At 48.6% G+C, this 13,954-nt stretch carries 15 protein-coding genes and 1 pseudogene; 11 read left to right on the top strand and 5 right to left on the bottom strand.

All coding sequences use genetic code 11. The annotated features are described in order from the left end of the window. Positions 1-54 precede the first annotated feature (54 nt). Positions 55-2,385, bottom strand: a complete 2,331-nt coding sequence (clpA, locus tag EZJ49_RS01995; protein WP_410468744.1) for an ATP-dependent Clp protease ATP-binding subunit ClpA — start codon at positions 2,383-2,385, stop codon at positions 55-57. After that, positions 2,382-2,726 (bottom strand): ATP-dependent Clp protease adapter ClpS, encoded by a 345-nt coding sequence (clpS, locus tag EZJ49_RS01990; protein ID WP_262553862.1) that lies wholly within the window; start codon positions 2,724-2,726, stop codon positions 2,382-2,384. Before clpS ends, clpA begins: the two co-directional genes overlap by 4 nt. Positions 2,727-2,961: 235 nt before the next feature. Between clpS and EZJ49_RS16375 the strand changes: the two genes are divergently transcribed. Both EZJ49_RS16375 and EZJ49_RS01980 read left to right on the top strand, forming a co-directional pair. Beyond that, a complete protein-coding gene (locus tag EZJ49_RS16375; protein WP_316963671.1) occupies positions 2,962-3,516 on the top strand; it encodes a type IV pilin protein in 555 nt (184 codons plus the stop codon). Positions 3,517-3,628: 112 nt separating this feature from the next. After that, a complete protein-coding gene (locus EZJ49_RS01980; RefSeq protein WP_262553860.1) occupies positions 3,629-4,180 on the top strand; it encodes a tetratricopeptide repeat protein in 552 nt (183 codons plus the stop codon). A 183-nt stretch (positions 4,181-4,363) separates the two neighbouring features. Here the strand turns inward: EZJ49_RS01980 and EZJ49_RS01975 are convergent, their stop codons facing one another. After that, a complete protein-coding gene (locus EZJ49_RS01975; protein ID WP_262553859.1) occupies positions 4,364-4,675 on the bottom strand; it encodes a helix-turn-helix domain-containing protein in 312 nt (103 codons plus the stop codon). 201 nt (positions 4,676-4,876) lie between these two features. On the opposite strand from EZJ49_RS01975, the gene dnaK reads away from it, so the two are divergent. Further along, a complete protein-coding gene (dnaK, locus tag EZJ49_RS01970) occupies positions 4,877-6,790 on the top strand; it encodes a molecular chaperone DnaK (RefSeq protein ID WP_262553857.1) in 1,914 nt (637 codons plus the stop codon). 92 nt (positions 6,791-6,882) lie between these two features. Then, entirely contained in the window at positions 6,883-7,479 is a 597-nt protein-coding gene (locus EZJ49_RS01965; RefSeq protein ID WP_262553855.1) for a Crp/Fnr family transcriptional regulator, read from the top strand. Here the strand turns inward: EZJ49_RS01965 and EZJ49_RS01960 are convergent. Continuing rightward, positions 7,462-8,322: an MBL fold metallo-hydrolase gene (locus EZJ49_RS01960; protein ID WP_262553853.1), complete on the bottom strand. Its 861-nt coding sequence runs from the start codon at positions 8,320-8,322 to the stop codon at positions 7,462-7,464. The genes EZJ49_RS01965 and EZJ49_RS01960 overlap by 18 nt on opposite strands. Positions 8,323-8,496: 174 nt before the next feature. Between EZJ49_RS01960 and EZJ49_RS01955 the strand changes: the two genes are divergently transcribed. From EZJ49_RS01955 to EZJ49_RS01925, 7 genes are all read left to right on the top strand, one after another. Next, entirely contained in the window at positions 8,497-8,820 is a 324-nt protein-coding gene (locus EZJ49_RS01955; RefSeq protein ID WP_262553851.1) for a rhodanese-like domain-containing protein, read from the top strand. Further along, entirely contained in the window at positions 8,817-9,239 is a 423-nt protein-coding gene (locus tag EZJ49_RS01950; protein WP_262553850.1) for a YeeE/YedE family protein, read from the top strand. The genes EZJ49_RS01955 and EZJ49_RS01950 overlap by 4 nt, the downstream gene beginning before the upstream one ends. Before the next feature lies 1 nt (position 9,240). Beyond that, positions 9,241-9,681 carry a DUF6691 family protein gene (locus EZJ49_RS01945; protein ID WP_262553848.1) on the top strand — a complete coding sequence of 147 codons (441 nt, stop codon included), beginning with the start codon at positions 9,241-9,243 and terminating at the stop codon, positions 9,679-9,681. A gap of 10 nt (positions 9,682-9,691) precedes the next feature. Then, positions 9,692-10,468 carry a sulfite exporter TauE/SafE family protein gene (locus EZJ49_RS01940; protein WP_262553846.1) on the top strand — a complete coding sequence of 259 codons (777 nt, stop codon included), beginning with the start codon at positions 9,692-9,694 and terminating at the stop codon, positions 10,466-10,468. Between the two features lie 78 nt (positions 10,469-10,546). Continuing rightward, positions 10,547-12,484 carry an acetate--CoA ligase gene (gene acs / locus EZJ49_RS01935; RefSeq protein ID WP_262553844.1) on the top strand — a complete coding sequence of 646 codons (1,938 nt, stop codon included), beginning with the start codon at positions 10,547-10,549 and terminating at the stop codon, positions 12,482-12,484. Between the two features lie 13 nt (positions 12,485-12,497). Beyond that, on the top strand, positions 12,498-13,019 hold the full coding sequence (locus tag EZJ49_RS01930; protein ID WP_262553842.1) for a DUF6580 family putative transport protein: 522 nt from the start codon (positions 12,498-12,500) through the stop codon (positions 13,017-13,019). A gap of 22 nt (positions 13,020-13,041) precedes the next feature. Beyond that, positions 13,042-13,542: a tRNA-dihydrouridine synthase family protein gene (locus tag EZJ49_RS01925; protein ID WP_262553840.1), complete on the top strand. Its 501-nt coding sequence runs from the start codon at positions 13,042-13,044 to the stop codon at positions 13,540-13,542. On the opposite strand, the pseudogene EZJ49_RS01920 reads toward EZJ49_RS01925, so the two are convergent. Then, positions 13,514-13,909 (bottom strand): annotated as a pseudogene (locus tag EZJ49_RS01920) (tRNA-dihydrouridine synthase); the annotation flags it as partial. The gene EZJ49_RS01925 and the pseudogene EZJ49_RS01920 overlap by 29 nt on opposite strands. Positions 13,910-13,954: the final 45 nt, after the last annotated feature.

Here is a 13,954-nt window from a genome sequence, read left to right as displayed (position 1 = left end):
ACTCCTTCTAGAGTCATCCTAATAATGATAACTCTAAAAGGAATGTCAATGCCATCACGTTGTGACAGGCTGCTTTTGATTTTTTTGACCCGCCCCATTGTTTGGGGTGGTGCTAAAATGGAACTTGAGCATATCCTTTTCAAGCTCAACATTGACGCGTCCACCATCCACCAAGCGACCGAAAAGAAGTTCGTCGACCAAGGCTTTCTTCAGATGTTCGTCCACACAGCGAGCCAAAGGACGCGCTCCATAGACTTTGTCGTAGCCTTTTTTCATTAGCCACTTAATTACATCTTGAGAAACATTCAGTTCCACTTTCTTTTCCAGCAAGGTCATCTTCAGTTCGTCCACAAACTTTTGAGTAATGCGGATAACCATGTCTTCTGTCAGATCGCGGAAGGACACCACGGCATCAAGACGGTTGATGAATTCCGGAGAGAATGCTTTTTTAATGGCATCCAAAGAAAGCGAGCTGCGATTTTCATCGATCATGCCGATAGTGCCGCGCGAAGTTTCCAAGGCTCCGGCATTGGAAGTCATCACTAGAACAACGTTTTTAAAATCTGCCACGCGTCCGTTACTGTCGGTCAGTCTGCCGGCGTCCATCACCTGTAACAGAATATTTGTGATGTCGGGGTGAGCTTTTTCGATCTCGTCCAGCAGCAGAACGCAGTAAGGATTTTTGGTGACGGCTTCTGTTAACAGACCGCCTTCTTCATAACCGACATACCCCGGAGGAGCCCCCACCATGCGAGCCACGGCATGTTTTTCCATGTACTCACTCATATCAAAGCGCTCGAAGTGAACGCCCATGATGGTTGCAAGCTGACGACAAACCTCTGTCTTACCCACGCCGGTCGGACCGGTGAACAGGAAACTGCCGATCGGCTTGTTTGGACGACCCAGGCCGCTGCGGGCGAACTTGATGTTCGCGACCAGGCGGTCAATGGCTTCGTCTTGCCCAAAGATCAGAGCTTTTAATTTCTTATCCAGATCACGCAGCTGCGTTTTTTCGCTGGAAGAAATATTGGCTATCGGAAGCCCGGTCATTTTCGCAATAACCTCTTCGATTTCCGGTGTGTCAATTTTGATGTCTTCCGCATTTTCATATTTCAGACGGAAATAGGCTCCGGCTTCATCCAAAACGTCGATGGCCTTGTCGGGCAGAAGCTTTCCGTGAATGTGTTTTTGTGAAAGATCGACCGCTGCTTGCAATGCTTCGTCCGAGAACTGCACCTGATGGAATTCCTCGTAAGACTTGCGCAAACCTTTAAGGATTTTTACGCAGTCTTCTTTGCTGGGCTCGTGAATGTCGATTTTTTGGAAGCGACGGTTCAGGGCGCGGTCTTTTTCAAAGTATTGACGGTATTCACTGTGAGTGGTGGAGCCGATACAGCTAATATCACCATTTGCCAACGCAGGTTTCAGCAGGTTGGAGGCATCCATGGAGCCGCCGCTGGTGGCGCCAGCTCCGACAATGGTGTGAATCTCGTCGATGAAAAGAATGGCGTTGGGATGTTTTTCGATTTCTTTGACGACGGCTTTGAGGCGTCCTTCGAAGTCCCCGCGGAATTTTGTTCCGGCCAGCAGTCCGCCCAGATCCAGAGAATAGATCACGGCATTTTTTAGTTTTTCCGGCACCTGATTGTTGACGATTTTTTGTGCAAGGCCCTCGGCGATGGCGGTTTTGCCGACGCCGGGTTCACCGATCAGCAGGGGATTGTTCTTCGTGCGGCGACAAAGAACCTGGATCGTTCTTTCGATCACGTCTTCGCGTCCGATCAAAGGGTCTAACTTTCCTTGCTTGGCTCGTTCGTTTAAGTTGATGCAGAAACTTTCCAATGGAGACCCACGGATTTCCTCGCTGCCATCCCCTTGATAGTCCGCAGTGCGGGGAGTTGAGGCCGGAGGGATCTCGTGATCACGTCCGTCTTTTGTGATCCCATGAGAAATGAAATTGATAATATCAAACTGGGTAAGGCCCTGTCTTGCCAGTGCAAAAGCGGCATGGGAATCCTGTTCATAGAACAGTGAAACCAACAGACTGCCTTCGCTGATTTGATTGCGACCAGCGCTTTTCATTTGAATGGCCGCGCGTTGAATCAGGCGATGGCAGGCCAGGGTGAATTCCGGTGTCCAGGATTCAAAACCACCGTAAGAACTGAGTTGTTCATCGGTGATCTGAGGGATTCCGGTTTTTAGGTGATCGCGCAGATCCTGTTTCAGCTTTTGCACGTTCACGGCACAGGCTTCCAGGATTTCCACCATGACCGGGGATTCGGTGAGAATCAGGAGGATGTGCTCCAAGGTCACAAATTCGTGACGATTGCGCTTGGCGAGTTCGGTGGCTTCAGCGAGCTTGCGCTCGAGTTCACGGCTCATCATGCTTCCTCCTCCAGTGTGCTTTTCAGGGGATACTGATTGAGTTGCGCGAACTGGTTGACCTGCATCACCTTCATTTCGGCAATCTCAAGACTGAAAACCCCGGCGATTCCTGCACCCTTCTTATGAACATCTAACATTATTTCAGTGGCTTGCTCTTCTGTTTTTGCAAAAAAACGACGCAATACAAGGACGACGAAATCCATCGGAGTGTAGTCGTCGTTCAGAAGAATCACCTTGTACATCTTCGGAGTGTCTAGTTTTGGGACGAGCTGAACACCGGCTTCCCCCTCTGTCGAGGAAAACGGATAGTTGCTGTTGTTGTCTTTTTTATTGTTACCCATAAGCTTTATTCTACCTTATGACCCAATTTGAGCACTCTTTCCCCTTTGGCAAGTCTAGCGAGGGGATAAAAGCTGGTTATAGGTCCGGCCTTAGAGGGAGAATATCCGGTCCCTTACGAAATAAACATGAAACAAATTATTCAATCTTATTCGAGACAGGACCTTGCAATACAAGATCACATTTGACACACTTATGTGGGTAAACAGTTTAAAAAAGAACCATGGAGGTCTTTAAATGTTTTCATCTAAGAGAAAATCTCAAAGCGGTTTCTCGCTTGTTGAGTTGATGGTCGTTGTTGCGATCATTGGTATCCTGGCGTCCATCGCCATCCCTTCAATCAATAAATACATGGCGAAAGCACGCCAGGCTGAAGCGAAGACAAACTTGTCGTCTCTATATACTGCTGAGAAGGCATTTGTTGCGGAGTTTAATGCCTATACCGGTGGATTCCAGGTTGTGGGTTATAATCCAGAAGGGCAGCTGAGATATAATGTTGGTTTTGGGAATGAAGGTGTAACTTGTGCTACCTTGAGAACATCTTATGGTTACACAGCTGCTTGCCCAACAGTGCAAACGAATACCAATGCTTATTGTGCTGCGAATACAACAAGATGTACACAGTTGGCTGACGGTCTGAACACGAATGGAACATTGACTGGCGTAGTGAATCCTTCAGTGAATGCTTTTACTGCGATTGCAGCGGGAAGAATTCGTAATAATGGTCAGCCTGACAGATGGTCAATCAATGAAACTAAGAATTTGATCAATACAAATGACGGTACCCAATAGTATTTTTCTATTTAGAGCTATTTCATTAAGAGTTCCAGGTATTGTACTTGGAACTCTTTCTTTTTTTCTGCTGGTCAGTACGCAAACCATACTTTCTGTAAAGCAGCCTGCGGTGAAGGCCTTGATTGATCCTCCTCCAATGGTGGAAAGAATGTCCTTCGGTTACGCTGAGACTATGGCTGATCTTATGTGGATTCGTGCGCTTCAGGATTTTGATTATTGCGATTCGGAAGTCGCCAAAGGTATTTGCCGCAATAACTCTTGGCTTTATAAGATGCTGGACTCTGTGACCAACCTGTCTCCAAAGTTTCGTATGGCTTATGCGGCAGGGGCATTGGCCCTAACAATCATTATTACCGACGTGGACGGCGCCACCAAAATTTTCGACAAAGGCGTTAAAGAGTTTCCCAATGACTGGCCGATTCTGTATAGAGCCGCCTATCACTACATGTACGAAGTTAAAGATAATAAGCGAGCGGCAGAGCTGCTGATTCAGGCAGCAAACAATGGTGCGCCGCCTTGGCTATTTGCATTGGCGGGGCGTCTGTATTCTGATTCCGGTAATATGGAACTTGCTGAAGCTGTATTGCAGGATATGATCGCAACAGAGCAAGATCCTGGTTTGATTAAGCGTCTTCAGCAAAAAATCCAATCAATGAAATAAACTATACGGTTGTCTATAAATTCCTCTTGCAGTTGAACAAAGATAGATATGCAGATGATCGATGGAGTATTTAGTTCGATGCCTTTTATCGATAGAAATTATATCTATACCGTCGGCATGATGAACGAGGCTATTTGTTTGCAAATCCCAAGTAGTGAATCGAGTGAAGGGGCTGTTTGAAATTTACGCAGCCTCCAAGCTGACTTTGAATTTCAATCCAGCTTTGCTTAGCTGGTCTTGCAGCGAAAGGCTGACGAAAATCTTGGAAGGGTATCCCAGCTTTTTCGCAAAGGCGGCGGCGCGCTCCGGGGAAACAAATTTGTGACCCCGTTCGATTTGTGACAAGTGAGCGCTGGTAATGCCCAGCTTTTTGGCCATATCCATCTGAGTAACTTCTTCCGCCATGCGAATTGCAAGTAACGTGTCTCCAAATGTGGCGGGTGTTCCCAATAGCTTGTCCAAGAAATTCATGGAATCACTTTTTTTAGTACGCATGCTTGTTGACCTCTAAAACTTCAATAAATTCGATGTTCCCGTCATTATCGATTCTGTAAATAGCTCGATAAGCTTTGTTCAGGCGGATCGAGCGTTGACCAAGTCGTTTGCCCTTTAAGAATTTCATTCAGCCCGTACTCATAATTACCATCAATATTTTTCAGTCGCTGATCCGAAACAACCTGCCAGGCAGAAAATGGTATGGGTAAAATTATTGGTATCGACTTAGGAACGACGAACTCTTGCGTCGCGATTATGGAGGGCGGTGAGCCTAAAGTTCTCGTGAATGAAGAGGGCGCTCGTACCACTCCTTCCGTCGTCGCATACACTAAAGATGGTGACCGTTTGGTGGGGCAAATTGCCAAACGTCAGGCTGTGACGAATCCCGAGAACACAATCTATTCTGCGAAACGTTTCATCGGTCGCAGATTTGAAGAGGTTCAGGAAGAAATCAAACTTGTTCCTTACACTGTGGTTGCCAAGGGCAATGACTGTGCTTTCAAGGTTCAGGGTAAAAACGTTTCTCCGGAAGAAATTGGTGCGGCAGTTTTGGCTAAACTTAAAAAAGTCGCAGAAGACTATTTGGGTGAGCCGGTAACAGAAGCGGTTGTAACCGTTCCTGCATATTTCAACGATGCGCAAAGACAGGCGACAAAAGATGCCGGTCGTATCGCTGGTTTGGAAATCAAACGTATCATCAATGAGCCGACAGCGGCGGCATTGGCGTACGGTTTGGATAAGAAAAAAGATGAAAAAATCGTTATCTATGACTTCGGTGGTGGTACGTTCGACGTTTCCATCCTTGAAGTAGGGGACGGTGTTGTTGAAGTTCGCGCAACCAACGGTGACACTCACCTTGGTGGTGACAACTTCGATACAGTGATCCTGGAATGGTTGATCTCTGAGTTCAAAAAAGACCAGGGCATTGATCTTAAAAATGACAAAATGGCTTTGCAACGTCTGAAAGAAGCTGCAGAAAAAGCGAAGATCGAGCTTTCTTCCGCTCAGGAAACAGAGATCAATCTTCCGTTCATCACAGCGGACCAGTCCGGTCCTAAACACTTGCAGACAAAACTGTCTCGCGCGAAGTTTGATCAGATGACAGAGGACCTTGTAAGACGTTCTATGGAGCCTTGTAAGAAAGCTTTGGCAGACTCTGGTCTGAAAGCTTCTGAAATCGACGAAGTTGTCTTGGTCGGTGGTTCCACTCGTATCCCGGCGATCCAAAAAGCTGTTAAAGACTTCTTCGGTAAAGAGCCTAACCGTTCTGTGAATCCGGATGAAGTTGTGGCAGTGGGTGCTGCGGTTCAAGGGGGCGTACTTGCTGGTGACGTGAAAGACGTTCTTCTGTTGGACGTGACTCCACTAAGCCTTGGTATCGAGACTTTGGGTGGCGTGATGACGACTCTGATCGAAAGAAACACGGCGATTCCTTCCAAGAAATCCCAGGTGTTCTCGACAGCAGCCGACAATCAGCCAGCGGTTGATATCCACGTTCTTCAAGGTGAACGTAAGATGGCTGGCGACAACAAGACTTTGGGTCGCTTCGAGTTGGTAGGTATTCCGCCAGCTCCACGTGGTGTGCCTCAGGTAGAGGTGACATTCGATATCGACGCCAACGGTATCTTGCACGTCTCTGCGAAAGACATGTCTTCCGGCAAGTCTCAGCAGATCAAGATCACAGCGCAGTCTGGTATGTCTGAGGACGAAATCAAACGTGCCGTGAACGATGCTGAAGGTCATGCTGAAGAAGATAAACGTAAAGCGGAAGCTGCAACGCAAAGAAACAATCTGGATAACTTGGTTTACCAGACAGAAAAATTGATCAAGGATTCCGGTGCTCAGTTGCCAGAGTCTGAAGTCAAATCTGCAAACGAAGCTGTGGCTGACGCGAAAAAGATCCTGGAAAACAAAGCCGCTTCCGGCGACGAGTTGAAAGGGGCCTTTGAAAGACTTCAAAACCTGACGCACAAACTGACTTCTGATCTTTATAAGAAGCAGGGTGCTCAACCAGGGGCTGAGGGGCAGCAGGCGGATCAGGCTGCTGAAGGTGACACTTCCGCAAACAAAGGCGGCGACGATGTGATCGACGCTGACTACAAAGACGTCAACTAATTCAAGATTCAATTTTTGAATTCCTAAAGCCGGGCTGAATCACAGCCCGGCTTTTTTATTTCTTCCATTGTATTTTGTGCTTTAATAAAGCCATGGAATTTAAAGCGCTCTTTTCTCAAGCTCCTCTTAAAACATTCAAGCGTGGTGATGTTATTTACCGATCAGGTGACACGCCAAAGAATATCTATTTTGTGGAATCCGGTCTGGTGGGATTGGGCTTGTGGGGGGAATCCGGCAAGGATCATCTGGTGCGTTTATTTCGGGAAGGTCAGATCTTCGGGCATCGCAGTCTGTTTGCCAACGAGGTTTATCACGCCACCGCCACCGTGATTGATGAAGCTCAGGTCCGGATTCTTAACAAGGCGGAAATGCGCGAACAGATGAAGGGGAACTGCGACCTTGCTGAAAAACTTCTGGAAACTCTGGCTAAAGAGCTTCGTCAGGCCGAGGCCCGTCAGCTGGTTCTAAGTGAAAAAGATGCTCCGGCACGCATTGCCGAAGCAGTGGTTTATTTAAAAGAGCTTCACCCGGAATATTCATGGACCCGTCAGGAGATTGCTGAATTTTGCGGGACCACGACGCCAACGGTGATCCGCACCTTGGCACGATTTGTAGAGGAAGGCCTTGTCGAACAAAAAGGACGAGAAATCGTTATTCTGAATAAATCAGCCCTACTGTCGCAGGGGTAACTTCAGGTACCGAGTGCCGTTGTTGTCGGGCTCTGGCAAGTGTCCTGCGCGAATATTGACCTGAATACTAGGCAGCAGCAACTTGGGTGCTGACAGGGTTTTATCCCGCTCGGTACGGAACTTGATAAAGTCCTCTTTGCTGGTGTGAGCTTTTAGCTGAATATTTTGCATTTTTTGTTCTGCCACCGTCGTTTGGAATTGCAAAGGACGTCCCTGCGGTTGGTAGTCGTGGCCAACAAAAATACGCACTTTTTCCGGCAAGGCATAAATGCGATTCATCACCGAATCGTACAGACTTGCGGCGCTTCCCGCAGGGAAGTCACAGCGACCTGTTCCTGAATCCGGCATAAAGATCGCATCTCCGGTAAACAAAGCATCTTCAATCAGATAGGAAGAGCACGCCGGAGTATGCCCCGGAGTGAACAATGTTTTAATTTTCAATGAACCGGCCTGCAATTCCTGACCGTCCTTCAGAAGAATGTCAAAATCCTGCCCCGCAGTGTTCAGATTCTGCATGTTGAAAACAGTTTTGAATATCTTTTGCACCTCCGTGATTCGCTCACCGATGGCAATCTTAATATCTGGAAAGAAGTTTTTAAATAATTGCGAACTGGACAGATGATCTGCATGTGCATGGGTTTCCATCACATAATGAGGGCGCAGATGGTTTTCTTTTAAATAAGCCACGACGGGGTCCATGGACTGCGTGGACAGCTTGGAGGCTGCCGGATCATAGTCCCAGACCGGATCAATCACTACAGCATCAAGGGTGTCCTTGTCGAACACAATATAAGTCAGCGTCGAAGTCGCCGGATCAAAGAAATGCTGGATTTGTAGGTTCATGGAAATCCTCCTGGTCTGAGATCTGAAGTTAGTTTCATTTTAGAACAAGCCCTCGGATCCGGTTATGCCCGTGGACATAAGAAAGATCATTTCTTTTATGTTCCCGGACATAACACCCAGTTGGAGAATAGCTTTAGGCTGACAGCATGTGAAGTCAAATAAGTGAGGACTGCTATGCGTGAAATCACCTGCGAAGAGCTAAAACAGAAGAAGAACCAATTTCGCTTGATCGACGTGCGGACACCTGAAGAGTACATCGGCGAACTGGGACATATTCCCGGCACAGAACTACGGCCTTTGGGGCCGGACTTTATGGAGTTTTTAAAAACCCTGAATCCGGAAGAGGAGATTGTCTTTGTCTGCCGAAGTGGCGCAAGATCAGGGCAGACCACTCTGCTTTCCGAAGAGATGGGCTTTACTCAAAGCTACAACATGGTCGGTGGCATGCTTCGTTGGAATCAACTGGGCTATGAAACTAAAAAAGGAGACAGCAAATGATGAACAGTATTTTGATGGCCTTGAGTGGAGGAGCTTTGATTGGCTTTGCTGCATCCCTGATGTTGGTTTTCAACGGACGGGTAACGGGAATCAGCGGGATTGTAAATGGTTTGCTGGGTGGGTTGTTCAAAGACGGTCTGTGGCGACTGACGTTTATTCTGGGGTTGTTGGTGGGGGGCGCTTTGTTGGGAATGTCCCATCCGGAGTTGTTCGTAAACACCAGCGGGCGCTCGGTGGTCCTGGTGACGCTGGCAGGTTTGATCGTTGGCTTTGGCACAGTGATGGGCAGTGGATGCACCAGCGGTCATGGCGTCTGCGGGATCGCCCGCTTCTCTGTGCGATCACTACTGGCGACAGCAACTTTTATGATTATTGGAATTTTGACAGCAACAGTTTTGAAGTATTGGCTGGGAGTTTAAAATGGAAAAGCGACAGATACAGCAGGCCGTGCTGGCATTTATGGCGGGACTTGTTTTTGCCGTGGGGTTGGCGGTTTCAGGAATGACCCAGCCTCAAAAAGTAATTGGTTTTCTACAACTGGGGGAAGGTTGGGACCCTTCACTAATGTTTGTGATGATCGGAGCGATCCCCGTACACATGATCAGTTATCGTTGGATGCGCGGGCGCCCAAGCCCGTTGTTTGATACTCAATGGCATGTGCCGCAATCCAAAGATATCACAAAGCCACTGCTGATAGGAGCGGGGTTGTTTGGATTAGGCTGGGGATTGGGAGGTTTTTGTCCGGGACCGGGACTCACCTCCTTGGGGGCCGGCCAGATGTCGGCCGTTTATTTTGTTCCGGCAATGCTGGTGGGGATGGGACTGTATCGTCTTTATTCCCAAAAGATCGCAAAGAAATAAGAGGTGAAAAATGGAACTGTTGGGATATTTCGGCGCCGCTGTGATTGGTATTTCGCTGGGGTTGTTGGGGGGTGGAGGCTCTATTCTGGCGGTTCCTTTGTTTGTGTATTTCTTTGCATTGCCTCCATCGCAGGCCACCAGCTATTCACTGTTTGTGGTAGGGCTTTCCAGCCTGATTGGTTTCGTGAAAAGTTTCCGTCAGGGAAATGTGGATCTTAAAGCCGGGATTCTTTTTGCGATTCCGTCGTTTGTTGGCGTGTTGGGGGTGCGGCGTTGGATTCTGCCGCATATTCCGGTGCAGTTGATGTGGGGGGATGTTGCTTTCGACAAAGAAGTGGTGATTCTGACTGCATTTGCGGTGGTGATGTTGTTGGCGGCCCTGGCAATGCTGATTCCTGCGAAAAAAGCGGAAGCTTCTTCCGGAGCTATGACTTTCGCAGCAAAAGCGCTGGGTGTTGGGGCTGTGACGGGATTTGTTGGGGCAGGCGGTGGTTTTTTAATTGTTCCTGCTTTGGTGAAGATGTCCGGGCTTGGTATGAGAGTGGCCGTGGGAACATCCTTAGGTGTCATTGCGGCCAATTCGTTGCTGGGGTTTTTCGGCGATGTTGCTTCCGGAGCAGCCCTGGATTATCTGCTGTTGTTGAAAACTTCTGTTCTTGCCGTGGCGGGAATTTTTCTGGGTTCTTATTGGGGGCAGCACACACCGGAGGCAAAATTGAAACCCGCTTTTGGGGTTTTTGTACTGGTTCTAGGGTGCGCCATTATTTTCCAGCAGGCATTTAATTAACACTTTTAAATACTTTCATGGGCGTTAACATTTGACGTCTTTCTCAGTTGATTTACGATTAAGTCATATGAGGTGAGTATGCACAAAGATCTTTATCCCGTGAACGCTGAGGTGGCAAAAAAAGCCTGGATCAATGAGGCCAAGTACAAAGAGATGTACGAACGTTCGATCAAGGACAATGAAGCCTTCTGGGCAGAGCAGGCAGAAAGCCTGGACTGGATCAAAAAATGGGACAAGGTCAAAGAAGTCAGCTTTAAAAAGCCAGTCAGCATCAAGTGGTATCAAGGCGGCAAGTTGAATGTGTCCGCGAATTGCATCGACCGTCACTTGAAAACTCGCGGCGACAAGGTGGCATTGCTTTGGGAGCCGGACAATCCTTCAACACCGGCTCGTTCTATCACATACAAGGAACTGCACAGGGAAGTCTGCCGTTTCGCCAATGTACTGAAAAAAATGGGCGTTAAAAAAGGTGATGTGGTTACAATCTACATGCCGATGGTTCCTGAAACCGCGATTGCGATGCTGGCCTGCACACGCATCGGTGCGGTTCACTCTGTGGTCTTTGCCGGTTTTTCTCCGGATTCTATCTCGGATCGTATTCTGGATGGGGAATGCAAATATGTTATCACTGGTGATGCGGGCTATCGCGGCAGCAAGGTGATTGCGCTAAAGGAAAATATCGACAAGGCACTATTAAAAACCCCGGACGTAAAAAATGTTCTGGTGGTTAAGTATGCCGGCAATGATGTGGAAATGAAGCCGGGCCGTGATCTCTGGTATCATGAAGAGGTTCAGTCCGTAAGCGATCAGTGTGAACCCGAAGCGATGGATGCCGAAGACCCGCTATTTATTCTATATACCTCCGGTTCTACCGGAAAACCCAAAGGTGTGATGCATACAACGGGTGGTTATCTGGTTTATTCCGCAGTGACTCACAAGTATGTTTTTGATTATCATGAGGATGACATCTACTGGTGTTCTGCCGATGTCGGCTGGGTGACCGGGCACAGTTATATCGTGTACGGGCCGCTGGCCAACGGAGCAACGACGCTGTTCTTTGAAGGTGTTCCCAACTATCCGACACCATCGCGTTTCTGGGAAGTGGTGGATAAACACAAGGTCACAATCTTCTATACTTCGCCAACGGCAATTCGTTCTTTGATGCGTGAAGGAAGTTCTTACGTGCAATCAACGTCTCGCAAAACGTTGCGCATACTGGGGTCTGTCGGTGAACCCATCAATCCTGAAGCCTGGGCTTGGTATCACGATGTGGTGGGTGACGGCCGCTGTCCTGTGGTGGATACGTGGTGGCAGACGGAAACGGGCGGGATTTTAATTACACCTTTACCGGGCGCCATCGCGCAAAAGCCGGGCTCTGCCACCTTGCCATTCTTTGGGATTCAACCCAAGTTGCTGACGAATGAAGGGCAGGAAATCAAGGGGGCCGGAGAAGGTGTTCTGGTGATTGCGGATTCCTGGCCGGGTCAAATGCGCACAGTGTATCGCAACCATGAACGTTTCGAGGACACGTACTTCTCAAATTATCCGGGATATTATTTCTCTGGAGATGGTTGTCGCCGCGACGAGGACGGCTACTACTGGATCACGGGTCGTGTGGATGACGTGATCAATGTTTCCGGTCACCGTTTGGGGACAGCAGAAATTGAGTCGGCTTTGGTCGCCCACCCGAAAGTGGCAGAGGCTGCGGTTGTGGGGTATCCTCACGATATCAAAGGGCAGGGGATCTATGCGTTTGTGACGTTGCGTTCGGGGGAAACCCCAAGCGAGGATTTGCGTAAGGATCTGGTGCAGACTGTTCGTAAGGAGATCGGTCCGATTGCCACGCCTGATTTGATTCAGTGGGCGCCACGTCTGCCAAAAACCCGTTCAGGCAAGATCATGCGTCGTATTTTGCGTAAGATTGCAGAAAATCATCCGGATCAACTAGGTGATATCACAACGCTTTCTGAGCCAGGGGTGGTTCAAGAACTGGTGGACAATCGTATGAATCGGTGATAGCTTGCGCGTCATGAATACACGATTAATGACTTTGATCTTGATGGTTCTTGGCGCGGCTTTCAGCCGTTTGATTCCTCACCCTTGGAATTTCACTGCCATTGGCGCAATGGCTTTGTTTGGCGGGGCGTATTTCCCATCCAAAAAGCAATCCTTGTTGATTCCTTTGGCGGCGTTGTTGCTAAGTGATCTGGTTTTGGGTTTCCATAGCACGATGATCTTTGTGTATATGGCCTTTGCGATGGTTGTGGTTTTGGGTTGGAATCTGCGTGAACAAAAAGGGGCTGCAAAAATCGCAGGCCTGTCTTTGTTGACCAGCTCTTTGTTTTTCCTGATTTCCAACTTCGGTGTTTGGGTGATGGGCACAATGTATGCTCCGACGCCTGCGGGTTTGTTCCAGTGTTTGCTGGCAGGTCTGCCATTCTTTGATAACCAAATCTATGGTGATTTGTTCTTCTCTGGTTTGCTGTTTGGTTCCTTTGAGGCTGTTAAAAAGTGGGCTCCGGATTTTCTTGGCCAAGCGGCCGCTAAATAATTTTTGAATTCTTGAAGGGGCCATGAAGCTGGGTCTGCATCGCCCTGTTCTGGGTGGAAAAGTAAATTTCCCATTGTGTCTGGCCCCGATGGTGGGGCTGACTCACGTGGCTTTGCGTGAGGTCATGCGGGAATATCTTCCTTCTGACGCCTACACGATCTGGCCCACCGAAATGCTGAACTCTCGCCGAGTACCTGGCGAAAATCTTGAAACAACTCCTGAAACCATGCGCAGTCCTGACGAAAACGGGCTGGTGCCGCAGATTCTTGGTAATGAAGAAGGCCCCATCGCAGAAAGTGTTAAGCGCCTGATCGAATGGGGAGCTGAAGCCATCGACATCAATATGGGTTGCCCCGTGCAAAAAGCCCTGAAGCACAATTACGGTGTGGCTTTGATGGGGGATCCGACCTATGCCGCCGAAGTCGTACGCATGACCGTCAAAAACTCCACAGTGCCAGTCAGTGTGAAGTTGCGCGCGGTGGGAAGCACCAAAGAGCGGGGACGGCCTGACGGACTGTTTTGACGATGTCAAAAACCCGATCACAGGATTTCAAAAGACTGGCGCCCCCGTCGTGGCGATTGACGGTTTTAGCCGGGCAGCCGAAGTTCAGATCCACGCCCAAGGCCCCCAGTTTAACTGCGCGCTGGGCGTTGAGTGCCAAAGGTTCGGCCTGACCGCCAAGAAGTTGGACAAAGACCGGGGTGCCCCAGCGGGTGCGAGATCCGGTTTTCAGTTCAGGGCAGTTTTTATAGAAGACACTTTCGGGATGCAAACGGTCGGTCACGCGCAGGAATTCGGTGACACATTGATCAATGCCACCAATCCGGGTCAGCGTATCACGCATTACCCAGTCCACCACACCTTCCATTGGAGCCAAAAACAACTTCATCTTCTATACCTTTTAGTACGCTGTAACATTCATTTATTCGCGAAG

It is taken from the genome of Bdellovibrio bacteriovorus (genome assembly GCF_025558485.1).
Lineage (GTDB): Bacteria > Bdellovibrionota > Bdellovibrionia > Bdellovibrionales > Bdellovibrionaceae > Bdellovibrio > Bdellovibrio bacteriovorus_G.
This window is presented reverse-complemented; position numbering and strand designations above follow the sequence as displayed.